Origin of the sequence: Novosphingobium sp. P6W, from assembly GCF_000876675.2 — a bacterium.
Classification (GTDB): domain Bacteria; phylum Pseudomonadota; class Alphaproteobacteria; order Sphingomonadales; family Sphingomonadaceae; genus Novosphingobium.
On record NZ_CP030353.1, the window covers coordinates 1,578,460 to 1,603,624 of the forward strand.

Here is a 25,165-nt window from a genome sequence, read left to right on the forward strand (position 1 = left end):
ACGGCTAGATGGCACGGATAATCTTGCGATTATGGATATTCCCCCTCTATATCGTTGCTGAATGAGCATCGGAATTTGATGCAGAGCGAAATGGAGGGGTAGAACGTGGAAGGGTCGAACGCCAAGGGCGCATCGCGTCGCAATGTCCTGGCCGGGGCCGCGCTGCTGACCGGATCGATGGTGGCAACGCGCGCGGCTGCGCAAGGCGGCGTGCCGGGCGATATCCTGTCTTTTTCCAGGGATGTTCGGGAACCCGATCTCATCGTCCCGCTCTGGCCGAGTGGGCGGATGCCCGGCGGACCAGTGCCGAACGTCAAGGAAGCGGTGGACGACCAATGGGACAATGCGGGGCTGCGCTACCGCGTCGCCGAGCATGTCACGCGTCCGACCCTGTCCTATTTCGCGCCGGCCAATCCCACAGGAGCGGCCGTGCTCATCACTCCCGGCGGCGGTTACTCCCGGGTGGGGATCGATCGTGAGGGTTACGAATCCGCGCGCTGGATGAACTCGCTGGGGGTTGCCGCTTTCGTGCTGCGCTATCGTCTGCCGGCAGACCGCTGGGGCGCGGGCGCGCTGGTCGCGCTTCAGGACGCGCAGCGTGCCATGCGGCTGATCCGATCGGGCGGTGAAGGACGCTGGAAAGTCGACCCCAGGCGCGTCACGGTGATGGGCGGATCGGCAGGCGGTCACCTTGCTCTCAGTCTGGCGATCAAAGTCTATGACCGCACCTACCCGATGCTGGACGACATGGACCATTTGTTGACCCGGCCGGACGGGGCGATCCTGCTCTATCCCGTGGTTACACTGGGGGAGGGCACGCATGTCGGTTCGCGGACGGCGCTGCTGGGCCCGAACCCTTCGGCGGAGGCGGTTGCGCAGTGGTCTTTCGATCGCAGCGTTCCTGGCATTACGCCGCCGATCCTGCTCGTCCATGCCGTCCACGACCGGGTGGTGCCGGTCGACCATTCGCTGGCACTTTTTGCGGCGGTTCGCGCATCGGGAGGCGCAATCGACATGCATCTTTTCGAGGAAGGCGCCCACGGCCTCGGCCTGCGCGGTGATCCCGCCTGGCCGATCTCGCGCTGGCCTGATCTGGCGCGCGCCTGGCAGGTGCGTAGCGGGCTGGCGTGAGCGTTTAAGCCGGCCGCAGCTTCGACTGCGGCTGGCTGCGTAGCGAAAGCCAGGCAACCAGCGCGGCGGCGGGGTGCAGCAGTCCCATGAGGACGAATATCTGCGCGTAATTGCCCGATTGCGCGAACTGCCCGATGAACTGGGTGGAGAAGATGCCGCCCAAGCCGCTTCCCGCCGCCACGATGCCGAACACGGTGGCGACGACGCGGGTGGGATAGAGGTCGACGACAAGCGTGCTCAGGTTGATCTGGAAAACCAGATGGGCGAACGCCACGAGGGCCGCGATCGCGAAAGTAAGGGGGATCGACGGCCCCGCTGCGATGGCCATACCCGCCGGGGCAAGCATGGCGGCGGCGGCAAGGGTCACGATGCGGCTGCGGGCGGGCGCCATGCCGCGCCGGATCAGCCGACCGGAAAACACCCCGCCGCCGATGCTGCCGATATCTGCGGCAAGATAGACGATCCACGCCGTGGCGGCGATTGTCGCAAGGTCCAGCCCGCGTTGGTCGGAAAGGTATTTCGGAAACCAGAACAGGTAGAAATACCATACCGGGTCGGCAAGCATCCGCGACAGGGCAAAGCCCCAGAGCGGCCGTTCGCGTAGGATGGCCGCCCAAGGCGTCGGCTCGCTCGCGGCCGGGCGCTCACCTTTGCGGCGGGGGTAGATGGCGAGCCATGCGGCCAGCCATACGAAGCCCAGGGCGCCGGTCGCCACGAAGGCGGCGCGCCAGCCGTGGGCCAACGCCAGCCAGCCGATCAGCGGCGGCGCGATCGTGGCGCCGACCATGGCCCCTGCGGTATATATGCCGAAGGCAAAGCCACGCTCGCGGGCGGTGAAATGTTCCGAAATCGCCTTCGGGCCGGCGGTATAATTGCCCGCTTCGCCAAGGCCCAGCATCGCGCGCGCGCCGCCGAGCGCCCCGGCGCTGCGCACCAGCCCGGTCGCCATGTTGGCAAGCGACCACCAGCCGACGAACAGCGCCAACGCCAGCTGGGTGCCCAGCCGGTCGGTCAGCCATCCGGCGAGGAGATACGCGATGGTATAGGCGATCAGGAACAGCTGGACGACGTGGGCATAGCCGATATCGTCCATGCCAAGATCGCGCTGTACCATCGGCGCAAGGATCGAAAGTGTCTGCCGGTCGACGTAGTTCAGCACGGTCGAGGCGAACAGCAGGGCCAGGATTACCCAGCGCATGCGGCTAGGCGCCGAGGATGTGTCGGCGGCCGGTTCGGTCATGATAGCCACGTCAGCCCCCGATCTCGGGTGCGGCCTCGCGCAGGGCCGCGACTAGCGGCTCGGTGGCGGCTTCGGGAATCCATCCCGAAAGAGCGAGGCCGGCATGCGCCGGATCGCCGGTGGACACCGCGACGACGTGATGGTCGCGTTCGTCCGCGACATGAACGCGGGCATAGCCGAGGCGCCGAACTTCGGCGAGCTTGGCAAGTAGCTGTTCGATCCCGTCCGGGAACATCGGGATCTCACGATCCTCGTATATTTCGCGGACATCCTCGTCTTCATGCTCCGAGAGCAGGACGATGCCGATGCCGCTGGTGGTTGCAGGCAGCAAGCCGATGCGGCCCAGTCCCGCCGATGCCTCGATGCCGGGCGGGGCGTGGAACAGGTAGCTGACGTTGTCGCCCCACAGGACGCCGAGCGCGACGGTGTGGCCGAACTTGCGCAAGCCTTCCAGCACCGGCAACGCACGCCGGATCAGGCCCGAGGCGAACAGGCTCTGCGCCGCCAGAACGTGCATGCCAGGCCCAGCGGTGTACTTGCGATTGGCGGTCTGCCGCGCGATGCCAAGATAGGCCAGCGTCTTGAGCAGGCGGTTGATCTTGGTCGGATCGGCGTCGAGCCGACGCGCGAGTTCGCGCCCCCCCACCGGTTCCGGCGAGGTGGCGAGCGCTTGAAGCGTGGCGATGCCATCGATCAGGCTCTGGTTGGGTTGGGCGTTGAGTTTAGCGCGCACTGCGATGTCCTATGCACCAAGGTTCGACACTTGCCAAATGCGGCGGCTTCACGCGACAGCCTCCGCCGCAGCCCAGAAGGCGTGGCCAGGTTCCACGCCCAGGCCGGGGCCGCTGGGCAGGCGGTAACCTTCGGGGCCGTGGCCCATATCGGTTTCCAGACCCTTCAGGTTCCGTTCGAACACCGAATGCTGCCACTCGTGTTTCCACAGTCCCGGCAGCGTGGCCGATGCCTGAAGGCTGGCGGCGAGGAAGATACCGGCGCCGATCGTGGCATGCGGGGCGACGGCAATGCCGTGCTGCGCGGCCATTTCGGCGATGCGCAGGAACTGAGTTATGCCGGTGTGGCCCATCTCGGGCTGGACGAAGGCAATCGGCCCGAACGCCAGACGGTTGGCGAATTCGTAGGAGGTATACCACTCCTCGCCCGCAGCGACGGGAACCGGGCTTGCGGCCGCCAAACTGGCGAGGCCGGACATATCCTCCGGCTTGAGCGGGGCTTCTACGAAGCCGGGGCGATAGGGTTCGAGCCGGGCGATCAGCGCGCGCGCCTCGGCAGGCTCGAATTTCCAGTGCAGATCGATCAGGATGTCCGCGTCCGGGCCAAGCGCGCTGCGCAGCGCCGCCATTTCCTCGACTATCCCCTCGTGGCTGACAACGGCGGCGAATTTGAACGCGGTGATACCGCGCGCTTGCCAGTTCAGCGCCAGATCGACCCGCTCGGCCAGCGTGGCCGCCGGCAGGCCGGAGAGATAGCTGGGAATGACCGAGTGAACAGCCGGACCGATCAGTTCGCGGACGGGCCGGCCTTTCGCCTTTCCAGCAAGATCCCACAGCGCGATGTCGATCGCGGCCAGCGCATCGCCGTGAAAACCGGCCCAGCAACCGCGCACCCGCATCAGGTCGTAAAGCCGGTCCCAGGTTGCGGGCACGTCGTCCACTTCACTCCCCGTCAGCACCGGCGCAAGCAGATCGTTGATAATCTCGCAGGTCGCGCGCGGGGCACAGATGCCGTAAGTTTCGCCCCAGCCAATGCTGCCGTCCGCCGCCGTAACCCGCACCGCGACCGAGCGGTCGACGGTGGGGTAGATCGTCCCATTGCCCTGCCGCACAAGGTAGCCCCGCGCGTTGACATGCTCTCCTGGACCCAGTGGGCCCAGATACGGCGTATCACGCGGAACCGTGACGATGAAGGTCTCGACGGCGGAGATGCGCATGGTCATGCCGCCTTGCGCGCCGGGTCGAACGACAGCAGGTCGGCCAGGCGGCCCAGCAGGGCGTCGAGTTCGGCGTTGTCGTACCGGTCAAGCTCGGGACCGGGCGCGCGGGTGAAGGCGCTGTCGATCAGGCCCCGGCGCAGCAGCACCGCCTTGGTCAGGCGCCAGCGGAACACCGCCTGCATGCTCAGCAGGGGCAAGGTGCGCTCGAACAGGTCGCGCGCCTCGGCTTCGCGGCCTTCGCCGAAGGCGGCGAGCATGCGCACGTGCAATTCGGTCACTTCGCAGGCCGGCATCGTCCCGCGCGCGCCGCGCACGAGTTCGTCGATCACATAGCGGGCGCCGGCGCCGCCGAATACGGCGTCGAGCGACGTTCCGGCCAGTTCGCTAAGGCGCGTGATCCGCTGACCCGAAGGCGCGGCCTCTTCCTTGACGTAGAGGATGCCCGGCACAGCATGCGCCAGCTGCGCGACCTGTTCCAGCGGTAGGCCGATGCCCATCGGCGCCGGCGCGTTCTGCACCATGATGGCGATGCCCGAGCCTGCGTGGGCGGCTTCGAAGAAGGCCTGCATGCCGCCGGCGTCGGCGGCGTAGGCCTTGGGCGTCAGGATCATCGCGGCCTGCGCCCCTGCGCGCGCGCCGGCTTCTGCATAGGCGATCGCGTCTGCGGTATCCTCGGAACTGGCGCCGACCACGAACGGGATGCGCCCCCCCAGCCATTCACCGATCAGCGCGGTGAGGTGCAGGCGCTCGTCCCGGCTCAGCATGTCATATTCGCTGGCGAGGCCCGGAAACACCACGCCCTGCGCGCCGGAGGCGATGATGTATTCGAGGACGCGGCGGGTGCCCGCTTCGTCGATGGTTCCCGCATCGGTGAAGATCGTTGGCAGGATCGGCAGAACGCCCTTGAGTTCGGTCATATGTCCCCTCCCGGAGGATAGTGTTGCTATATGTGACGTACTACTTCGCAAACAAAGATGTCAATCCGCTTGCATAGGTCATAATGGTGCTTTAATAGCGATTTTATGAGCAGGCGAGATGGAACGCCGTCATCCTGCTCGTTTCTGGGAATATGGAGGGGTGAGCCGATGAAGGAGCATGTGATTCGCGGACTGCTGGTGTCCAGTGCGCTGGTATCCGCGAGCTGGAGCGTTTCGGCGCACGCGCAGCAGGAGGCGTCGCCGCCTGCCGCGAGCGAGCCGCTGTCCGACCAGGCGGTTGAGGAAATCATCGTTACCGGCATTCGCCAGAGCCTGGGCCAGGCCCGGGATATCAAGCGCGATGCGGTCCAGTTCGTCGACGCGATCGTTGCCGACGATATCGGCAAGCTGCCAGACCGCAACGTCGCGGAATCGCTGGCGCGTGTCTCTGGCATACAGGTCGATCGCGGCATCGGAGAAGGCACCAATGTCTCGGTGCGCGGGCTGCGCCAGAACGTCTATCTGTTCAATGGCCGCGAAATCGTCGATTCGACGGGGCGCGGCGGCACCGGGCTGGACCAGCTTGGCAGCTCGACTTACGGCATTTTGGCGCTGGTTCCCTCCGAACTGATCTCCAAGCTGGAAGTGACCAAGCTGGCGGGCGCGGACGAGATTGCCGGAGGGTTGGGCGGCGTCATCAACATCTCGACGCGAAAGCCGCTCGACGGGGCCGACCAGATCGCCGCGCGCGGCGGCATCAGCTACGACGACCTGACCGAAAAGCCGAGCTACGAGATGTTCGGCCTCGTTTCGCGCAAGTTCGCGGATGATACCTTCGGCGTGCTGCTGTCCGCATCCTACGGCCGGCGCCGCCTGTCGCAGCAGGGGCTCGACACATTCGCCGGATATACGCGCTTCACCGATGCGGCGGGCGCCGCGCACTTCGGCCTCTCAGATGTACGGCCCGAGGAAATCGCCGAGACGCGCAGCAAGTTCGGCCTCGACGGCGTGATCCAGTGGCGTCCCTCGCCGGGCATCGAACTGACGCTGGACAGTTTCTATTCCAAGCTGAACTCGGACCGCAAACGCTACTGGCTTTCGTTCAACCCGCTGGTCGGCCTTACCAACGCGACCTATTCGGATACCAACGTGCTGACGTCCGGCACGTCTTCGGCGCCGGTGCTGACGAACACCGAATATGCCAGGACCAAGGCCGATACCTGGTCGACCGCGCTGCACGGCGATTTCGAGGTATCCGACAGGGTGCACGCCAGCGCCGAGATTTCCTATAACCGCTCATCTTCCAGCTACGACCAGAACTATCTGCGCCTGCAGCCGGTGGCCGGGATCACGCCGCGCGTCGATTTCGACCTTTCCGACGGCGATCTCGGCTCATACTCGATCAGCGGCATCGACTTGACGAACCCGTCGCCGCTGCGCTTCACGATCCTGTTCGACAACCTGTACCGGGCACGGACCGAAGCGACCGCTGCGCGCACCGACTGGGACTTCAAACTTGGCGAAGGGTTCCTCGACAAGCTGCGCGTGGGCGCGCGCTACCAGCATCTGGATAACCGGACCAATCCGTCGCTGGCGGATATCCGCCCTACCGGAGGCATAACCGCCAGCCAGCTTGGCGACTATGTAACCCTGCGCTCGAACTCCGATTTTGCCAGCGGCGACTTTGCCGGCCTGCCGCGTACCTATCTGGTCGCCACAGGCGCGATTGCGGGCGGTTGCGGTAGCTGGACGGCCTATCCGGCGATTTCGCAGGCGGCGGCCTGTCTCAACCCCACCGGCACCACCACCTCGCTGGCGGGCACCTACCAGATCAAGGAAGACTTCTACGAAGGCTACGGCAAGCTTGGGTTCGCGCTCGACGGCGGGCTGAACATCACTGGCAACGTGGGCGTGCGCTATCTCCACCGCGACTTGACCTCGATCGGCAACATCATCGCCAGCAACGGCGGCGCCACGCCAACGACGTTCCGCCGCAGTGATGACGAATGGCTGCCTTCCGCCACGGTGAAGGCCGATCTGGCTGATGGCCTGGTGCTGCGCCTCGGCGCGGCCAAGGTGCTGGCTTTCCCCAATACCGTCGATCTCAACAACGGCCTGACGCTGTTCAACACGGCGGTCTTCGTTGACGGGGTGCAGATCACGCCGGGCACCGGCAACGGCGGAGCGCCGAACCTGGACCCCTACAAGGCGAACCAGTTCGACGCTTCGATGGAATACTATTTCGGCAAGCAGGCGCTGGTGTCGGTGGGCCTGTTCTACAAGGACGTGTCGACTTTCATCGTCTCGCAGCAGAGCGCGGAAACATACGGCGGGATTAACTACCTCATCAACCGCCGCGTCAACGGAGACGGGGCCAAGGTAAAAGGCGTGGAGGCGTTGATGCAGCTGCCTTTCTACTTCCTGCCAGAGCCGTTCGACGGTTTCGGCGTGGTGGCAACGTATTCGTACATCGATTCCTCCACCCCGATCCGCGACGTTGTCGGCCGCACCCTGGCATTCCCGGGCCTGTCGAAGAACAACGTCAACCTGATCGGTTACTATGAAAAGGGACCGGTCAGCCTGCGCGTCGCCTACAACTGGCGCGACGATTATCTCGTCAGCCTTTCGGCGGCGGGGACAGGCATTTACAACGATACCTACACCGATCTTTCGGCGACCTTCCGCTATGATTTCACCGAAAACCTCTCCGTCAACCTTGAGGCGAACAACATCCTGAACGAACATCAGCGCACTTACGACGGCACCGCCGATGCCCTGCGAACGAACCTGTTCTTCGGGCGTATGTACAAGGCCAGCGTCAGCATGAAGTTCTAAGCGGCCAGCGCTGCAAAGGGGGATATGAGTGGAAGTCAGGGAACTTGAAGGCCGGGTGGCACTGGTCACCGGGGCGGCAAGCGGGATCGGCGCAGCAATTGCCGCCCGCTTGCGCGCGGCAGGCGCAAGGGTGGCGGGGCTGGACCTGACCGCTGCCAAGGATGCGGAACTGGCGCTGGTCGCAGACCTGCGCTCCGAAACGGCGCTGGCTGAGGCGGTTGACCGGATGGAGGCGCAGTTCGGGCCGGCGGACATTCTCGTCCATGCGGCCGCTGCTTTCGTACCGGGCGGGGTGCTGGAAACGCACCCTGCCGACTACGCTGATATCTATGACGTCAACGTGGTCGGCGCGGTACGGCTGATGCAGCGGGTCGTGCCCGGAATGCGCGGGCGCGGTGGGGGTTCGATTGTCCTGATCTCCTCGATCAATGCCCGCTTTGCGACGCCGTCCCTGGCAGCATACGCGGCATCCAAGGCGGCCCTCGAAAGCCTGACGCGCACGGCGGCGCTGGAGTTTTCGGGCGACGGAATCCGCGTCAATGCGGTAGCGCCGGCGTCGATAGATACGCCGCTGCTGCGCGGTTCGTTCGAAAGCCAGCCGAACCCGGCCGCTGCACGCGCGCAGAACGTGCTGCGGCATCCGCTCGGCCGGCTTGGCATGCCCGAAGAAGTTGCCGAACTCGCGCTGTTTCTCGCTTCCGACAAGGCGGCGTGGATAACGGGCGCGGTCCATTCAATCGATGGAGGCGCCGGTGTCACGCGCATCTGAAGCAGATATCGTCGGCGTGAACTGGGGAAGTTCCAACTTGCGTGCTTATCGCATCGCGCCGGATGGATCGGTACTCGATGAATATGCCGCGCCGACCGGCGTTGCCGGGTTGGACCGTCAGGGCATGGCTGCGGCGATCGCGGCGCTGGTCGCGCGCTGGCCGGATCATGGGCCGATCTATGCCTCGGGCATGATCGGATCGAATATCGGCTGGGTGGAGGCGCCTTATGCGTCCGCACCCGCCGGCCTGCGCGAAGTCGCAGACGCTGCCATCGCCGCTTCGATCGGCGGCACGCCAGTGCGGATCGTGCCGGGCATAGCGTGCCGCCGCCTGTTCGACGATGCCCCCGATATCATGCGCGGCGAAGAGGTCGAACTGCTCGGCCTGGCTGCCACGCTCTACCGGGACGGTGTTGCCGCCCTGCCGGGCACCCATACCAAATGGGTTCGGCTGGAAAATGGACGTATCGCCGATTTCTTCACCGCTATGTCGGGCGAGATCTATGACCGGCTGACCATGCAGGGCCTGCTTGCCTCCATCGTCGAGGGCGATGCGTTCGATGGGCCTGCGTTCCAGGCAGGCGTTGCGGCTGGCCGGTCACGCCGCCTTGGCCTGGGCACGACGCTGTTCGGCGCCCGCGCCCGGGTAATCCGCGGCGAGCTGGAACGGGCTGACAGCGCTTCCTATATCCGGGGTCTGCTGATCGGCGCGGAAGTTGCCGACGCGCTCGACGCCTGTCCGGACCTCGCCGATCGTCCGGTGCCGCTGATTGGCAACGAGCCCCTGTCGCGCCTCTATGCATCTGCGCTGGCGTCTGCGGGCGTGGAAACCCGCTTGGTGGGATCACGCGATGCATGCCTCCAGGGATTCCGCGCGCTTCACGAGGCGACTTGCGGATGAGCGGTTCGAACGATGCAGCGGTCCGGTTCGACAGCTTCATCGCGCAAATGCCGATCGTTGCGATTCTGCGCGGCCTGCGGACAGAGGAAGCGGTGGCCACGGTGCAGGCGCTGTTCGACGCGGGCATTCGCGTGGCTGAAGTTCCCCTGAATTCTCCCGATCCTTTCGCCACGATCGCGCTGCTTGTCCGCCATTTCGGGGAGGCGATGGTGATCGGCGCCGGCACCGTGACGACGCCTGCAGAAGTGCGGCGGCTGGCTGAATGCGGCGCAGCATTGTGCGTGTCCCCGAACACCGATGCTGCGGTGATCGGGGAAGCACTGCGGCATGGGCTCGTGCCGCTTCCCGGCTGCGCGACCGCCACGGAAGCCTTCGCGGCGCTTGCAGCGGGGGCAGTGCATCTCAAGGTGTTTCCGGCCGGGGGACATGCAGGTGATATCGCCGCCCTGCGTTCCGTATTGCCGCGCGAGGCGGTGCTTTTTGCAGTCGGCGGTGTCGGGCCGGATGCGGTGCCGGCGCTGCGCCGGGCGGGCGTCGGCGCCTTCGGGATTGGCGCGGATATCTACCGGCCGGGTTCGTCCGCGCAGGAGGTCGCCATGCGCGCCCGGGCGGTGGTGGGCGCGGTTCAGGCGCCGGCGGTAAAGATGCTATGCAACCCGCAAGCCGTGATCGGCGAGGGCCCGGTCGTGCTTGACGACGGCGCGGTGGTCTGGACCGACCCGGCGCAAAAACGGCTGCTTCGCTTCCGCGGCGGGGCAGTGCAGGAATGGTCCGTCGAACAGCCGGTAATGTCGCTTGCGCGCCGCAGCGCCGGTCCGCTTTTCGGTGCGCTGGAGGACCGCTTCTGCACCGTGTCTGACGAGGGCGTGCTTTCGAGCGGACCGCCCGCTCCGCTCGGCCCCGGCTGCCGTCTCAACGACATGGCAATAGATCCGCTCGGCGGCCTGTGGGGCGGTTCGATGCACAAGGGCCTGCTCGCTGCGCGCGGTGCGATTGTCCATGCGCCCGCCCCGATGGCGGAGCCGAGGATCGTGATGCAAGGCCTTGGTGCACCCAACGGCATGGCCTTCTCGCTGGATGGCGCGACGCTTTTCGTGGTCGACACGCTGGCCCGCACCCTTCTGGCTTTTCCCGCAGACCCCGGACGCGGAGAGCTGGGAGAAGGCGCCGTGGTCAGCGATTTCATGAACGTCCCGGGAAAGCCCGATGGCCTTTCTCCGGGCGACGACGGCACGTTCTGGGTCGCGATGTGGGGCGGAGGGTGCTTCGTCCAGTTGGCGCGCGATGGCGTGCTGCTTCGCACTGTCGAGGTGCCCGCCCCGCATGTCAGCAGCGTCGCCGCCTCGGAGACAGGCATTTTCATCACGACTTCGCGCATGCGCCTTTCGCCGGGACAGCTTGCGCAGTTCCCGGCTTCCGGCGGCCTGTTCGAGCTGAGCCTAAACTGAGCCAGAAGGGCGATCGATCATCGACCGCCCTCGCGAATATCGCTGCGTCGGGGTGGGCGTCTCTGCCGTCTGCCTCAGCCGATCTTGATCGACTTGACGTTCACGAACTCCTTCAGTCCTTCCGGTCCGTGCTCGCGGCCATAGCCTGAGGTCTTCACGCCGCCGAACGGAAGATCGGGCGATGCGACGTCGAAGGTGTTGATGAAGATCATGCCGGTATCGAAGTGCTTCGCTGCCAGTTCGCGGGCGCGTTCGACATTCCTGCTGAAGATGCCGCCCCCAAGGCCGTAGCGGCTGTCATTGGCGATGCGCATCGCGTCTTCATCGTCCTTCGCGCGGATTATCGAGGCTGCGGGCCCGAACAGTTCGTCGTCATAGGCAGGCTGGCCCGGTGCGACATCGACGAGCACGGTCGCAGGATAGAACCATCCTGTTCGATCGGGCACTTCACCGCCAACGAGAACCCGCGCGCCCTTGGCGACGCTGTCCTCGACTTGGTTATGGAGCTTGTCGCGTTGAGCCTCGCTTACCAGCGGGCCAAGCTTGGTGGCCTCCTCGGTCGGGTCGCCCATGGCGATGGCACGGAATGCCTCGACATAGCCCTCGACGAAGGCGTCGTGGTTCTTTTCGGTAACGATGAAGCGCTTGGCGTTCACGCATGTCTGTCCGTTGTTGTAGATGCGGCCCGCCACGCATGTCTTCACCGCAAGATCGATGTCGGCGTCGTCGAGCACAAGGTATGCGTCGTTCGAGCCGAGTTCGAGGACCGTCTTCTTGACCAGTCCGCCCGCCTTGGCGGCGACTGCCCGCCCCGCCCGGTCGCTGCCGGTCAGGGTTACGGCGCGCACGAGGTCGTTTTCAATGATCGTGTCGGATTGCTCGTGCGAAATGAGCAGCACGCCGAAAAGACCCTTGGGCAGGCCCGCTCGTTCGTAGAGGTCGCGCAGGAACAGGCCGCTGCCGGTGCAACTTTCGGCATGCTTGAGCAGCACGCCGTTGCCGGCCATCAGGCTGGAGATGGAATAGCGCACGGCCTGATAGGCGGGGAAATTCCACGGCTGGATGCCATAGACCACACCGATCGGTGCATGAGCGACATAAGCCGTCGCGCCTTCGGCCGAGCGTTCCTCGTCGGCCAGCACCTTGGGTCCGGTTTTTGCGGTATAGTCGCAAATCGCGGCGACCAGATCGACTTCGCTGCGGCTATCGCCGATCAGTTTTCCGACCTCGCTCGTCATCAACTGGGCGAACTCTTCCTTGGAATCGCGCAGGGCCTGGGCAATGGCGGCGATGACTTTGGCGCGATCATCGAGGCTGCGCATGCGCCATTCGAGAAAGGCATCGTGGGTGGCCTTGACGGTGGCAGCGGCCTCATCGTCGGTCATGTGGGTATAAGTGGCGATCACTTGTTCGGTCAGGGGATTGATCGTGCGGATTTTATTGTCGCTCATGGGGTTGGGCTTCCTGATTTATTGGGATGAGTGAGTGCGGGCGTCAGCCGCAGCGCGTGCGATGCTTGTCGAGGGTGCCGGTGACATCGGACAACGCGCGCGAAATTTCAGAATGCCACCCGGACGGTCCCAGGCGGCGCACTGCGGAATGAGCAGCGCAGACGATCGGCGTGCCGGCCCACGTGTCCGCGACGCTGCGTGCCCAGTTCGCGAAGTCGTCCGCAGCACCGGGACGCGGCTGCAATGCCTTGCGCAGCATAGGATGAAAGCGCAGTCGCGATTGCGGCAGGACATGCCGAAGCGGTCCGGGAGCGACGAGCACCATAAGCGTATCGTCAACGTGGACGATGCCGCTTTCACGATGGCGTACGAGAACGGATGCGGCGTGAACGCTATCGTCGGCTGTGACGAGATCGAGGCCGGCAGGGACGGAAAAGTCCAGTTCGTCGAATTGCACCTGGGTTGCCGCATCTTCTATTGCGACTTGTTGCCATGGCAGTTCGGGCGCTTGAATGCGGTGGCGCTGGGTGCCGAACAAACGTGCGTGCGGTGCCAGTTCATGCGCGGCGCGGCAGTGCAGCGTGTGGAAGGGGTGGACGTTGATAATGGCGTCGATGGCAGCGCCGTTGTCGGTCAGCGTAAGTAGATTTTCTCGATCAGAGCCTGTTACCGCGTAACTGTCGATCAGAATGAAACGCCCATTGGCTTGGCGTACCAGCGACATCTGAGTTCCGACGTCGATGATCTTGGCAATTTTGAACGTACCGCGAAAATTCCAGAAATTTGCGCCGAGCTGTTTCATGTGCGGCTGTGCTCCGCTGCGCTTCGAGGGCTTCAATGGGGATGGCGATGAGATGCCCCTGCAAAGCTCGAAGCCCATGTTCGTTCCGCTCAAAGCGATGAGCCCGCGCCCTCATCCGTCAAAGCGTTCCATTGGTGCATAGAGAGTTAGGCGGTAGCACCGGCGGCGATCCATGCCGCCGCCGGTGTCCGGAAATGCACGCTCAGCCTGAGCTGGCCGCGAACGTCCCCATCGCCGCGAACGCGCTCAGTGCTGCGGCGATGAGTTACTGCGCGGGATTACCGGGCTGCACCGCGGCGGCCTTGCTCAGGGGTAGGAGAACCGCAGGGTTGCAAACACAGTGCGCGGGCTGCCGTAGAAGTTACCCCGGCCCGTGGAGGAGATGCGTGCGTAATACGAGCGGTCGAACAGGTTGTTGACGTTGACGGACAGCGAGAGCTGTTCGTTCAGCTTGTAGCCGGCCCTGAGGTCCGCGACGACATAACCGCCCTGCCGGACGATGGTGGACCGGGTGCGCAGCGAGCCATCGGAGTTGAACACCGCTGCATTGCCGCCGGAAGTGGAACTGAGCCAGGTTACGCTGCCGCCGATGCTGAAGCCCGCCAAGGCACCGGCGGTCGGCGCGTAATTGGTGAACATCTTGATCGAATGCTTCGGGATCACCGGCACCACCGAGATGCCTTCGAACAGCGCATTGGTATCGCGCAGGTACTTGTTCCGGTTGTAGCTGTAGCCGCCGTTGATGCGCCAGCCGGGCAAGATTTCGCCGCCCGCATCGGCCTCGATACCGCGCGAACGGACCTTGCCGATCTGGAGCACGACGTCGGGCAGGTCGGGATCGGAGAACAGGCGGTTGGACTGGGTGATCTCATAAGCGGCCAGCGACAGCAGCAAACGATCGTGGAACAAAGAAAGCTTGGTGCCGCCTTCGTACTGGTTGCCGACCAGGGGTTTGATCTGGCCACCATTCGCAAGCGGGAGGGTGGAGGTTTGCGGCGTGAAGCTGTCCGCATAGCTGGCATAGACGTTCAGGTTGTCCGTCACATCCCAGACCAGGCCGGCATAAGGCGTAAGCTGCGCTTCGATGGTGTAGCCGGTGGGCGCAAGCAGGTTGGGCAGCAAAGTCTGCGAGTCCGTCGACCACCAGGTCAGGCGGCCGCCGCCAACCAGCGACAGGCCGCGTAGGGGGCTCATTCGTAACTGGCCGTAGATCCCGTATTGCTCGACGTCGCTGGTGCTGCCGCCGTATACCTGGGTCACGTTGCCGTAAGGCCCGGAATAGGCAGGAAGGGGCCCATAAGGATCAAGCGGCGGTTCGGCCGGGGATACCGGATCATAGACGTCGATGCTGGCGTAGCGACTGAGCCGGGTGAAATAGGACGTCGACGAACTTGACTGGTAATCCGCGCCAAGGATCAGCGTCTGGTCGCGCCCGAACATAGGGAAGCTGCCGACGGCGTTGAAGTCGAACGATCGGGTGCTGTACTTGCTGTCGCCGCGATAGGCGATGTGCTGGGTGACGCCGTTGGTTGCCGTGACCGGCTGGCTGCCGATGTAGCTGTAGACGTCGATCCGGTCGATATCGCTGTAGAGGCCGGTTGCGCGCAGGGTCCAGCGGTCGCTGACACGGTGCGTCAGTTCGGCGAAGGCGGTCCAGGTTTTCGAGCGGAAACGGTTCCAGTCGGCGCCCACGTAAGTGGAACGCGGCACGTCCAGAAGCTGGCCGTCGCTACCGTCGGCGCCGCCGATGATGCCGGGCAGGCCGGTCTGGATCGCGGGCTTGAAGCGTTCGTAGTTGGCGCCGAAGGTGAAGGTCGTGCGATCGCCGATATCGATGCTCGCCACCCCGAAGCCGCCGACGCGGTTGCGGTGGGCGATATCGTAAAACTGATCCTGATCCTGCACCATCGCACCAAAACGCACCGCTGCGCCGTCCAGCAGCGGAGCGGAGACGTCCAGTTCACCGCGCTTGTTCTGGTAGCTGCCGTAGCCGGCCGAACCCTGGATCTTGAACGTATCCAGCGGCCGCTTGCGGACCAGGTTGATGCTGCCGGCCGGGTTGCCGGAGCCGCTGAACAGGCCCGCGGGTCCGCGCAGGACCTCGAGGCGGTCGTAGAAGAACAGGTCCGGGATCACGGCCGGAGAATCGAAAGCGCGGGTAGGCGTTCCGTCGACGAGGTAGTTGTTGATGGCAAAGCCGCGCGAATAAAAGGTTGCGCCTTCGCTGCCCACGCCGTTCACGGTGATGCCATTTGTGGCCGTCAGCGCGTCTTCCAATGTGAAGAGGTTTTGGGCTTCGAACTGCTCGCGGTCGATGACGGTAACGGTGTTGGGAATGTCCTTGAGCGGCGTGACGGTCTTGCCGACTTCCTGGCCGTAACTTTTGCCGATCACGAGGATTTCGGCTCGTTCAGCATCATACCCTGCATCGTCCGCGGCGGCCTCTGCCGCCATGGTCGACGCGCCGAACTGCATGCTTACGATTGCTGCTGCCAAGGTGCTGGCGGCAGCGAGATAACCTTTATTCAATGAGACCTCCCTGTAGTCGGGAGGCCCATAGCGACATAGCTATTGCGAGGCACTATCAATAATCACTTTTCTTGCCGTACAATGACAGCCAGCAACGGGAAAGTTCCGTTGGCAGCAAAGAGAGGCCATGATCCCCGCCGCGCCGCTCAGCTACGGCGGACAACCTCGCGCGCGGCCTGACCAAGGATCGTCATCCCTGTGACGCCGATAATCGCCGCCGCCGTGTTCGTGATGCGCTTCAACGCCGAGGGACGGCTGATGAGGCCGCGTGCCCGGTGAGCGAGAGCAGCATAGGGGGTGAGTGTGAGGATCAGCGTGAGCGTGGTGACACAGACCAGCGCTGCCCATTGCGACACGCCTACGGCGCCAAGATCCAGGACCGTTGGCAGCAGCGCGAGATAGAACACGATCGCCTTGGGATTGCCGAGCGTCAGGGAAAAGCCGCTCAGGAACGAACCGAAGGCGGTTGTACCGCGTTGGGCATCGGTTTTGATGATGCCGCTTGCACCGGTCCACATTTTCCACGCCAGATAAGTGAGGTAGGCGCCGCCCAGCACCTTGATAACCAGAAACGCGCTGGAGAAGGTCTTCGCTATCCCGGCCAGCCCGGCGACGGCGACGGTAAGATATGTCAGGTCGCCCAGGATCATGCCCGCCAGCAGAAACAGCGAGGACTTCAGTCCATTGCCCATGGACTGTCCGACCACTGCGGCCACGCCCGGGCCGGGAATGGCGGCGGCAATGCCCAGCGCCGTGGCATAAGTAAGAAGCGATAACGACATGCAGGCCTCGAGGTGTTTACTTTGACTTTGTCCGCTCGGCGGCCGGATTCAACCGGCCGCTGCGGCACCTGCTAGAGCTTGCCGCCGGAAGTCACCATCCCTTATCAGCCCATCCGCAAGGCTGGCGGGGTGGCCGAGGCGATCCATGGGGATGCCTTCTCATACGCATGACCGACCTGAAGCACTGCCAGGTCATCGTGGCGCTTGCCGATGATCTGAAGCCCTATCGGCAGCCGGTGCGCGCCGCCGAAACCTGCTGGCACGGCAAGGGCGGGAAGTCCGGCCATCGTCGCGGGCAAGGTCACTTCCATCCAGCGGTGGTAGCTGTCCATCGGTTTGCCGGCGATCTCGGTTGGCCAGCGTTCCTTGACGTCGAAGGGGAAGACCTGCGCGCTGGGGAGGATGAGAAAATCGAATTTCTCGAACGCGGCCTGGAATGCCTGGTAAATCCTGCTGCGCCCGGCGGAGGCCGATGCAAGCTCAGGCCCGGTCAGCTTCATCCCGCCTTCGATTTCCCATATCGCCTCGGCCTTCATCAAGGCGCGTTTGGCGGGGTCATCGTAGAATGCCTGGAGGTCGGCGCCGACCGACCATTGGCGCAGCGTCATCGCCGTGCGCCACATCTCGGCAGCCGGTTCGGTCAGGGTGGCTTCGTCGACCTGCATGCCGATCGCCTCGAAGGCCTTGAGGGCCTTGGTGCAGGTATCGAGGATGCCGGCCTCCATAGGCAATGCTCCGCCCAAATCGCCGAGCCATCCGATCTTGCGGCCCTTCCATTCCCGGTCGAGGGGGCGAGCGAACTTAGCCGGATCGTCGCCAAGCGAAAACGGCGAGCGAGCGTCGCCGCCGGCCTGAACCGAAAGCAGCATGGCAAGGTCCTGCACGGTCCGTCCCAGCGGGCCCGACGTTGCGAAATTCTGCCAGAACATGTCGCTGTTGGGCACAGACGGTACACGCCCGAAGGAGGGGCGCAGGCCGAACACGTTGTTCCATCCGGGAGGATTGCGTAACGATCCGCCAAAGTCGCTGCCATCCGCCAGCGGCACCATTCGCAGCGCGAGCGCCACAGCGCCGCCGCCGGTACTGCCTCCGGCCGAGCGGCCATAGGCATAGGCATTGTGGGTGGTGCCGAAAACCGGGTTGAAACTGTGCGAGCCCAGCGCGAATTCCGGGACGTTGCTCTTGCCGATGAAAACCGCGCCGGCCTCGCGCATGCGGGCGACGACAAGGCTGTCGGCTTTCGGGATATTGTCGCGCAGGATCGGCGAGCCTTGGGTGCTGCGGATGCCCTTGACGGGGGCGGTGTCCTTCACGGCGTGGGGAAAGCCGTGCAGGGGGCCGTGAAAGCGGCCGGCGGCTGCGTCCTCGTCCATCGTGGCCGCCTGGCGCAGCAACACATCACCGTCGACGCGCGATACGATGGCGTTGAAGCGGGGGTTCAGCTTGTCGATATGCGCCAGATGGGCGGTCATTACCTCGCGGCTGGACAAGTCCTTCCGGTGGATCGCGGCGGAAAGGTCGGTCGCGGTCATCATGACGACATCGTTCGTCGCGGCCGCGCTTCGGGCGAGGGCCGGCGTGGCCCCGGCTGCCAGCACGGCAGGCGCCGCGGCCAGAACCGTCCTGCGGTTCACGCTCATGCGCTCGAGGATCGTATCGCCCATTTTCATTCCCCAGTCTTGGATACTGTCGCTTCTTCGCTGCGTCTGCACGCGGGTAAAGGTCCAATATCGGCGCGCGGCGCGGGACCACTCCCGCGCCGGCTCACCGTACCGGCTGTCAGGCAGCGGCGCGCTGCAGCATGCCGAACAGGTCGCGCGGATCGTCGGGATCGGCGACCATGTCCAGCTGCTGGAAGAATTTCGTGCCTTCCAGCTTGCCGAGCACGTAACGCAGTGCCGAGAAATCCTCTACCGCGAAGCCGACGCTGTCGAATAGGGTGATCTGACGGGCATCTGCGCGGCCTTCCGCCTCGCCGTTCAGCACCTTCCAGAATTCGGTGACGGGGTAGGACGCCCCCATCTGCTGGATTTCGCCTTCGATACGCGTCTGCGGCTCGAACTCTACGAAGGTGGCCGCTCGTGCCAGAATATCCTTGTGAAGTTCGGTTTTGCCCGGGCAATCGCCGCCGATGGCGTTGATGTGGATTCCGGCGCCCACCATGTTGTCGGACAGGATGGTGGCGTAGGCCTTGTCGGCGGTGCAGGTTGTCACGATGTGCGCGCCCTCGATCGCTCGCTGCGAGGTTTCGCATTGCACGATCCTCAGGCCCGAATGTTCGAGATTGCGCGCAACCTTGCGGGTGGCCGCGGGGTCGATGTCGAACAGGCGCACTTCCTCGATGCCGACGATGGCCTTCATCGCCAGGGCCTGGAATTCGGCCTGCGCCCCATTTCCGATCATGGCCATGACGCGGGAATTCGCAGGCGCCAGCCGGCGTGCCACCATCGCGGAAGTCGCGGCAGTGCGCAGGGCTGTCAGCAACGTCATTTCGGCGAGGAGTAACGGATAGCCAGTGTCGACGCGCGCCAACAGGCCGAAGGCTGCCACCGTCTGGAGGCCCTTGGCGGTATTGCTGGGGTGTCCGTTGACGTATTTGAAGGCAAAGGCTTCGCCGTCCGAAGTCGGCATGAGTTCGATAACACCTTCCTGCGAATGCGAAGCCAGCCGGGGCGTCTTTTCAAAAAGGGGCCAGCGCAGATAGTCCGCCTCGATCGCATCGGTAAGTTCGCGCAGCATGGGTTCGATCCCGAAGTGATGCACAAGGCGCATCATGTTCTCGACGCTGACGAAGGGGATGAAGGCTAAGGGGGAAGGCTGCGGGGCCATGGATCGTCCTTTGGTGAATGAGCCAGGCGATCGTATGCGAAGGCAGTGTTGAGCAAAATTGCAATACTGCCTTGCAAAATGGTCAAAATTATACAAAATTTGCGGACCGATTGAGCAATATGCTTGGCTTGAGGCGATCCCGGCGTGGCACCTTCCGCAAAATTCATCCCTGACGATCTCGACCGGCGAATCATCGGTCACCTGCGCGCGGACGGCCGCGCTTCGCTGTCGAAGCTGGCGGACGTTTTGGGCGTGGCGCGCGGAACCGTGCAGAGCCGGCTGGACCGGCTTGTCGATACCGGGACGCTGCTGGGTTTCACGATCCGGGTTCGCGACGATTACGACGACCTTTCCGTGCGCGCGGTGATGATGATCGAGATCACCGGAAAATCGACGACGCAGGTGATCCAGAAACTCAGGGGGATCGTCGAGATCCGCACGCTGCACACGACCAACGGGAACTGGGACCTAGTGGCGGATATCCGTGCGGCCAGCCTGTCCGAGTTCGATCGTGTGCTGCGGCAAGTGCGGATGATCGACGGCGTGCTCAACAGCGAAACCAGCCTGCTTCTCAGCACGGTCTGAGCGGGCACGAGGGATGGCCGCATGGTGGTCCCGTCACCGCACGAAAACTGGATGTTTCGCAGCCCGCTGCGCATGGCGATCAGGCTATCCTGGCGAGAACCGCGAAAGGGTGATGTAGTGACCAAGTGGCTGGCGAGTTCGGCGATCCTTGCCTCCATGGCGCTGCTTGCGGGCGATCCGGCCTGGGCGGACACACTGCCGCCGCTGACGGGGCGCGTGATCGAATACGATACCAGCGAGGTCACCTGGCCCGCGCTGGACGTGGCGCCTGACGGCAGGATCATCCTGTTCGACCTGCTCGGCGATATCTACGCGCTGGCGCCCGAAGGGGGCAAGGCGCGGCCGATCATCACCGGCGCCGCTTTCGATACCCAGCCGGTGTTCTCGCCCGACGGCAGCCATATCGCCTTCGTCAGCGACCGGGACGGACGCGAGAACCTGTGGGTCGCCGATGCCGATGGCGGCAACGCCCGCCGCGTTTCGCAGGATGAGAGCGGGGCGCCGCACTATGGCTCGCCGGCGTGGTCACCGGATGGCAGGACGCTTTACGTCTCGCGCATGATCTGGGGCGTTCTGGCGTTTGAGCTATGGTCGCTGGACGTGGCCACCGGCAAGGCGGACGTGCTGATCAAGGCCCAGCCCAACGGCGATGATCCGCATCCGCAGCGGCGCAACGCGATGGGCGTGGTCGCCTCTCCCGACGGCAAAAGCCTCTATTACGCCACCAAGGCCGGGACGACCTGGAGCAGCGGAGCGCTTCCGCACTGGACGATCGCACGCTTCGATCTGGCGACGCGCCAGCAGCACACCGTCATGACGACGCCGGGCGGCGGGATGCGCCCGGTGCTGTCGCATGATGGCCGCTGGCTCGCCTACGCGACGCGGGAGGCTGAGCAGACCGTCATGCGCCTGCGAAACCTGGCCGACGGGACCGACCGCCTGCTTCATGGCCCGCTGGATCCGGACGGGCAGTCCGGGGGCTACTACGTCGATCTTCTGCCCCGCATGGTCTTTTCCGCTGACGACCGAGGCATCTACCTGGGCCTTGCAGGAGGGTTGAAACGGCTCGATGTCGCTACCGGGGCTCTGGCCGACATTCCCTTTGAGGCGCATGTCAGACACGAAATGGGCCCGGAACTGCGGCGCCAGCACCGGATCGACACCGGACCGGTCCACGTCAGGGTCATCCAGACCCCGCACCTTTCGCCCGATGGCAGGAAGGTGGCCTTCGGCGCCGTTGGCCGCATCTACCTTGCCGACAACCGCAAGGGTGCCAGGCCCCGCCGCCTCGATGTGCCGGGGGCTGCCTGGCAGCCGAACTGGTCCGACGATGGGCGCTTCGTCACTTACGTTACCTGGACGGCCAGCGAAGGCGGCCATGTCTGGATCGTGGGGACGGATGGCAAGACGCCGCCGCGCCGGCTGACGGCGCAGGCGGCCTATTATTCGGAACCGATGTTCCTTGCCGGGGGAAGGGACGTGGTCGCCTTCTCGGCAAGCCAGCACGACAGGCTTTACCGCTCTGCCGAAAGCCTCGGGCCGATGCCCTCGGCGCTCGTGCGCCTCTCGGTTGCAGATGGCACGATGACCGCTCTGGGCGACGTCGGCGCGGCAATGGACCTGCGGCGCGATGCCGATCCGGCAAGGGTGCGCTACTATGCAGATGGCTGGATTTCATCGCATGCGGTTGCTGCCGGCGCGCAGGGCGAAGCTGCGGCGAAGCGTGTGGTCAAGCTGGTGGCACGCCCCGACAGCCAGTATTTCGATGCGCCCGCGCCGCTCAAGAACGCGCAGTTGAGCGCGGATGGCCGGACGGCGCTGGTGCGCTATGCCTCGCAGCTCTATCTCGTGCCCGTGCCGGAGGTTAAGGATGGGGCAGCGCCGACGGTAACGGTCAGCGATCCGGCTTCCGGAGCGCGGCGGATAACCGCGATCGGCGCGGATTACATGGACTGGGCGCCGGACATGCGTTCGCTTGTCTGGTCGGTTGGGTCGACCGTTCGGACACTGCCGCTGGGCGCCGTCAGGGATGGACTTCCCGCCGCCATCGAGAAGCGCGCCAGCAGCGTGCTAATGGATGTCGTCCTGCCGCGCGACGTGCCCAAGGGCAAGCTGCTGCTGCGCGGTGCGCGGGTCGTCACCATGAAGGGCGATGAGATCGTCGAGAATGCCGACCTGCTCATCATCGACAATCGCATCGCCGGGATAGGCGCTAAGGGCACCTTAACCGTGCCTAAGGGCACCTTAGTGCGCGATATGACCGGCAAGTTCATCGTGCCTGGCTTCGTCGACGCCCACGCCCACTGGTTCGAGACGCGCCGCCATATCCTCGATATCGGTCACTGGGATTTTGCGGCCAATCTCGCCTACGGCGTGACGACCGGCCTCGACGTGCAGACCTTCGATCCTGACGTGTTCGGCTATGCTGACATGATCGATGCCGGGCTCATGACCGGACAGCGCGCGTTCTCTACCGGCGAGGGCGTGTTCCGCACCAGTCCGATGAGCAGCCGGGACGATGCGATCGCAACGCTGCGGCGCTACTCCGACTATTACAAGACGCCGAATATCAAGCAGTACATGGTCGGCGACCGGGCAGAGCGGCGCCATCTGATCGAAGGCGCACAGGCGCTTGGCCTGATGCCCACGACCGAAGGCGCGAGCGACTATCGGCTGGACCTGACCCAGATGCTCGATGGTTACGCCGGCAACGAGCATAGCCTGCCGATCGCCCCGATCCACGATGACGTGATCCAGATGCTGGTACGCTCGCGGATCGCCACGGTGCCGACGATGCTGGTGCTCTACGGTGCGCCGGGGCCGCTGGGCGCGATGACGGCGGGCCATCAGCAGGATTTCGACGGCAAGCTGAGCCGCTTCGTGCCCGAATTCACGTTCGCGGGTAAACGCGATTCGGCCCAGTGGAACCGGCCTGACGGGCAGGGCTTTGCGCTGTTCGCCCGGCAGGCGAGCGACATCGGCAGCGCCGGCGGTGTCCTTGGCGTCGGTGCCCACGGTGTCGTGCAGGGGCTATCGTACCATTGGGAGCTGGAGGCCATGGCGTCCGGCGGGGCCAGTCCTTTGCAGATCCTGCATGCAGCAACGATCGGTTCGGCCCAGGTTATCGGCCGGGCGCTGGATCTCGGCTCGATCGAGCCGGGTAAGCTGGCCGATCTGCTGGTGCTGGACCGGGACCCGCTGGCCGATATCCGCAACACCCGCTCGCTGAACCTCGTGATGCAGAACGGGCGCCTTTACGACGCCGCGACGCTGGGCGAGCAGTGGCCCCGCCGCAAGCCGCGCGAGGCGCAGTGGTTCGAGGGCATGTCGAAACGCGAGGTCGCGGCGGCCATGGCGACGGCAGCCAGGTTCGAACGGGCGCAAGGCAACGCTGCGTCGTTCGAATATTGAGGTCCGCCGTTAAGGTTAGCCGACCCGGTCCAGCGCCCTTGCCAGCGCCTTGATCGCACTGTCCGCCTCGATCGCATTGAGGCTGGCGAAACCGATGCGCAGGCCGCGCTCCGCCTTGGGGTCGGCCAGAAACGATTCCGATGCGGCGAAGCGCAGGCCCAGAGCCTGCGCTTCGTTCTCCAGCGCGGCGATGTCGATGCCCGGGAAGCGCAGCCAGAAGGCAAGCCCGCCATTGGGAGTTTCAAAAGCGATGCGATCCCCGAACACCTCGCGCAGCTTCTCGGCGAAGCGTTCGCGGCGTTCTCCGTAGACCTTGCGCACCTTGCGGGCATGGCGCCGCAGTGCGCCGCTGGTGATGAGTTCGGCCACCGCATCCTCGGTTACGGTGTTGCCCATGCCGTCCGTCAGCGAAACGTAATGGCCCAGTGCGCGGATCATCGGTTCGGGCGCGACAACGTAGCCGACACGCAGCGCCGGCACTATCAGCTTCGACAGCGAGCCGAGGTAGATGACGTGGTCGGGCGCATACGCCGCCATCGGCAGAAGCGGCTGCGAGGCGAAATGGAATTCGTGGTCGTAGTCGTCCTCGATGATGGCGAAGCCGAACTGCTTGGCGAGGTTTACCAGCGCCAGGCGGCGTTCGGGGCGCAGTTCGGCGGTGGTCGGAAACTGGTGGTGCGGGGTGAGGAAGATCGCGCGGACCTTGTGATTGCGACATGCCTGTTCCACTGCGGCGATGTCTATCATGCGCCCGTCGAACGGCACCGGAATGAGTTTGGCGCCCATCATGCGGAAGGCGGCAAGCGCGGGTTCGTAGGTCAGTTCCTCGACGATCACCGCATCGCCGGGGCGGATGAGCGCCTGTGCGGTGAGGAACAGCCCGTTCTGGCTGCCGCGGGTGATGCAGATGTCTTCGGGGCCGATGGCAAGGCCGCGCTGGTGGCGCAGCATGTCGGCAATGGCTGAGCGCAGGCGCGGCGTACCGAACGGGTCGCGGTACTGCAGGTGGTTTTCCGGCGGCGGGCGCAGCAGGGCGGAGCGGTAGGCCTGCACCAGAACTTCGTTCGGGAACAGTCTGCCATCGGGCGCGCCTTCGTCCAGCTTGATCCCCGGGCCGCCCGGCAAAGCCAGCGGGCGGGAGGGCGTGGGCAGGATGCGGTATTGCGGCTGGGCCTTCTCGGGTGGCTTGTTTTCCCGCGCTCGTCCCCGCGCGCCGCCAACCGGATCGGGAAAGGTGGTCGCCACCATCGTGCCGCGCGTGCCGGATGCCTCCAGCCAGCCCTGTGCGATGAGTTCCTCGTAAGCGAGAACGACCGTCTTGCGGTTGAGGTTGAGTTCGGCTGCGAGCTGGCGGCTGCCGGGCAGGTAGCTGCCCGGCGCCAACCGTCCGCGCTCGATGTCGCGGATGATGGCCGAGATCACCTGAAGGTAGATCGGGGTTGGTAACGCGGGATCTATCCGGTCGCCAAGCATGACGTGAAGGGGCCGCAGCATGGGCCGGTGGTCCGCACCTGATTGTTAAATTTGTGACTGCGGCCTGCCTTAGGTTCCCATGGCCGGAGACGCAAACCCAAAGACACCGCC

Annotated in this window: 18 protein-coding genes; 7 read left to right on the forward strand and 11 right to left on the reverse strand. The window is 64.7% G+C overall.

Annotated elements, in window-relative coordinates:
- Nucleotides 1-105 precede the first annotated feature (105 nt).
- Nucleotides 106-1,131, forward strand: coding sequence for an alpha/beta hydrolase (locus TQ38_RS23045; RefSeq protein WP_052505485.1), 1,026 nt, complete (start codon nt 106-108; stop codon nt 1,129-1,131).
- A 4-nt stretch (nt 1,132-1,135) separates the two neighbouring features.
- On the opposite strand, the gene TQ38_RS23050 is transcribed toward TQ38_RS23045, so the two are convergent.
- From TQ38_RS23050 to TQ38_RS23065, 4 genes are read right to left on the reverse strand one after another with little or no spacing between them, the layout of a single operon-like run.
- Nucleotides 1,136-2,371, reverse strand: coding sequence for an MFS transporter (locus tag TQ38_RS23050; protein WP_043970584.1), 1,236 nt, complete (start codon nt 2,369-2,371; stop codon nt 1,136-1,138).
- A gap of 10 nt (nt 2,372-2,381) precedes the next feature.
- On the reverse strand, nt 2,382-3,104 hold the full coding sequence (locus tag TQ38_RS23055) for an IclR family transcriptional regulator (protein ID WP_043969974.1): 723 nt from the start codon (nt 3,102-3,104) through the stop codon (nt 2,382-2,384).
- 48 nt (nt 3,105-3,152) lie between these two features.
- On the reverse strand, nt 3,153-4,325 hold the full coding sequence (locus TQ38_RS23060) for a mandelate racemase/muconate lactonizing enzyme family protein (RefSeq protein WP_043969976.1): 1,173 nt from the start codon (nt 4,323-4,325) through the stop codon (nt 3,153-3,155).
- A complete protein-coding gene (locus tag TQ38_RS23065) occupies nt 4,322-5,239 on the reverse strand; it encodes a dihydrodipicolinate synthase family protein (protein ID WP_043969977.1) in 918 nt (305 codons plus the stop codon). The genes TQ38_RS23060 and TQ38_RS23065 overlap by 4 nt, the downstream gene beginning before the upstream one ends.
- A 168-nt stretch (nt 5,240-5,407) precedes the next feature.
- Between TQ38_RS23065 and TQ38_RS23070 the strand changes: the two genes are divergently transcribed.
- Genes TQ38_RS23070 through TQ38_RS30145 form a run of 4 tightly spaced genes read left to right on the forward strand, consistent with a single transcriptional unit; the run spans nt 5,408 to nt 11,192 of the window.
- Nucleotides 5,408-8,074, forward strand: coding sequence for a TonB-dependent receptor (locus TQ38_RS23070; RefSeq protein ID WP_043969978.1), 2,667 nt, complete (start codon nt 5,408-5,410; stop codon nt 8,072-8,074).
- 28 nt (nt 8,075-8,102) lie between these two features.
- Nucleotides 8,103-8,843: an SDR family NAD(P)-dependent oxidoreductase gene (locus TQ38_RS23075; RefSeq protein WP_043969980.1), complete on the forward strand. Its 741-nt coding sequence runs from the start codon at nt 8,103-8,105 to the stop codon at nt 8,841-8,843.
- The gene (locus tag TQ38_RS23080; RefSeq protein WP_162792356.1) at nt 8,827-9,744 is read left to right on the forward strand and encodes a 2-dehydro-3-deoxygalactonokinase; all 918 of its coding nucleotides are present in this window, start codon (nt 8,827-8,829) and stop codon (nt 9,742-9,744) included. The genes TQ38_RS23075 and TQ38_RS23080 overlap by 17 nt, the downstream gene beginning before the upstream one ends.
- Nucleotides 9,741-11,192, forward strand: coding sequence for a 2-dehydro-3-deoxy-6-phosphogalactonate aldolase (locus TQ38_RS30145; RefSeq protein WP_162792357.1), 1,452 nt, complete (start codon nt 9,741-9,743; stop codon nt 11,190-11,192). Before TQ38_RS23080 ends, TQ38_RS30145 begins: the two co-directional genes overlap by 4 nt.
- Nucleotides 11,193-11,266: 74 nt before the next feature.
- Here the strand turns inward: TQ38_RS30145 and TQ38_RS23090 are convergent, their stop codons facing one another.
- The 6 genes from TQ38_RS23090 to TQ38_RS23115 all read right to left on the reverse strand — a co-directional run bounded on the left by TQ38_RS23090 (nt 11,267) and on the right by TQ38_RS23115 (nt 19,585).
- Nucleotides 11,267-12,643 carry an NAD-dependent succinate-semialdehyde dehydrogenase gene (locus TQ38_RS23090; RefSeq protein ID WP_043969982.1) on the reverse strand — a complete coding sequence of 459 codons (1,377 nt, stop codon included), beginning with the start codon at nt 12,641-12,643 and terminating at the stop codon, nt 11,267-11,269.
- Between the two features lie 43 nt (nt 12,644-12,686).
- The gene (locus TQ38_RS23095) at nt 12,687-13,445 is read right to left on the reverse strand and encodes a hypothetical protein (RefSeq protein WP_043969984.1); all 759 of its coding nucleotides are present in this window, start codon (nt 13,443-13,445) and stop codon (nt 12,687-12,689) included.
- A gap of 306 nt (nt 13,446-13,751) precedes the next feature.
- Nucleotides 13,752-15,974: a TonB-dependent siderophore receptor gene (locus tag TQ38_RS23100; RefSeq protein WP_052505486.1), complete on the reverse strand. Its 2,223-nt coding sequence runs from the start codon at nt 15,972-15,974 to the stop codon at nt 13,752-13,754.
- 146 nt (nt 15,975-16,120) lie between these two features.
- Nucleotides 16,121-16,756 (reverse strand): LysE family translocator, encoded by a 636-nt coding sequence (locus TQ38_RS23105; protein ID WP_043969985.1) that lies wholly within the window; start codon nt 16,754-16,756, stop codon nt 16,121-16,123.
- Between the two features lie 104 nt (nt 16,757-16,860).
- Complete coding sequence (locus TQ38_RS23110) at nt 16,861-18,420, reverse strand: amidase (protein ID WP_043969986.1); 1,560 nt, start codon at nt 18,418-18,420, stop codon at nt 16,861-16,863.
- Nucleotides 18,421-18,535: 115 nt separating this feature from the next.
- Nucleotides 18,536-19,585, reverse strand: a complete 1,050-nt coding sequence (locus TQ38_RS23115; RefSeq protein ID WP_043969988.1) for an ornithine cyclodeaminase — start codon at nt 19,583-19,585, stop codon at nt 18,536-18,538.
- Between the two features lie 144 nt (nt 19,586-19,729).
- Here TQ38_RS23115 and TQ38_RS23120 point away from each other — a divergent pair, with 144 nt between their 5' ends.
- On the forward strand, nt 19,730-20,170 hold the full coding sequence (locus tag TQ38_RS23120; RefSeq protein ID WP_043969989.1) for an Lrp/AsnC family transcriptional regulator: 441 nt from the start codon (nt 19,730-19,732) through the stop codon (nt 20,168-20,170).
- A 21-nt stretch (nt 20,171-20,191) separates the two neighbouring features.
- Nucleotides 20,192-23,581: an amidohydrolase family protein gene (locus TQ38_RS23125; RefSeq protein ID WP_082057457.1), complete on the forward strand. Its 3,390-nt coding sequence runs from the start codon at nt 20,192-20,194 to the stop codon at nt 23,579-23,581.
- A gap of 15 nt (nt 23,582-23,596) precedes the next feature.
- Here the strand turns inward: TQ38_RS23125 and TQ38_RS23130 are convergent, their stop codons facing one another.
- Entirely contained in the window at nt 23,597-25,075 is a 1,479-nt protein-coding gene (locus TQ38_RS23130) for a PLP-dependent aminotransferase family protein (protein ID WP_043969990.1), read from the reverse strand.
- Nucleotides 25,076-25,165: the final 90 nt, after the last annotated feature.

What these genes read in the sequence shown, in the direction of transcription:
- TQ38_RS23050 (WP_043970584.1), bottom strand. Translation starts at nt 2,371, where the DNA reads ATGACCGAACCGGCCGCCGACACATCCTCGGCGCCTAGCCGCATGCGC.
- TQ38_RS23060 (WP_043969976.1), bottom strand. Translation starts at nt 4,325, where the DNA reads ATGACCATGCGCATCTCCGCCGTCGAGACCTTCATCGTCACGGTTCCG.
- TQ38_RS23065 (WP_043969977.1), bottom strand. Translation starts at nt 5,239, where the DNA reads ATGACCGAACTCAAGGGCGTTCTGCCGATCCTGCCAACGATCTTCACC.
- TQ38_RS23070 (WP_043969978.1), top strand. Translation starts at nt 5,408, where the DNA reads ATGAAGGAGCATGTGATTCGCGGACTGCTGGTGTCCAGTGCGCTGGTA.
- TQ38_RS30145 (WP_162792357.1), top strand. Translation starts at nt 9,741, where the DNA reads ATGAGCGGTTCGAACGATGCAGCGGTCCGGTTCGACAGCTTCATCGCG.
- TQ38_RS23090 (WP_043969982.1), bottom strand. Translation starts at nt 12,643, where the DNA reads ATGAGCGACAATAAAATCCGCACGATCAATCCCCTGACCGAACAAGTG.
- TQ38_RS23095 (WP_043969984.1), bottom strand. Translation starts at nt 13,445, where the DNA reads ATGAAACAGCTCGGCGCAAATTTCTGGAATTTTCGCGGTACGTTCAAA.
- TQ38_RS23105 (WP_043969985.1), bottom strand. Translation starts at nt 16,756, where the DNA reads ATGTCGTTATCGCTTCTTACTTATGCCACGGCGCTGGGCATTGCCGCC.
- TQ38_RS23110 (WP_043969986.1), bottom strand. Translation starts at nt 18,420, where the DNA reads ATGGGCGATACGATCCTCGAGCGCATGAGCGTGAACCGCAGGACGGTT.
- TQ38_RS23115 (WP_043969988.1), bottom strand. Translation starts at nt 19,585, where the DNA reads ATGGCCCCGCAGCCTTCCCCCTTAGCCTTCATCCCCTTCGTCAGCGTC.
- TQ38_RS23125 (WP_082057457.1), top strand. Translation starts at nt 20,192, where the DNA reads ATGGTGGTCCCGTCACCGCACGAAAACTGGATGTTTCGCAGCCCGCTG.
- TQ38_RS23130 (WP_043969990.1), bottom strand. Translation starts at nt 25,075, where the DNA reads ATGCTGCGGCCCCTTCACGTCATGCTTGGCGACCGGATAGATCCCGCG.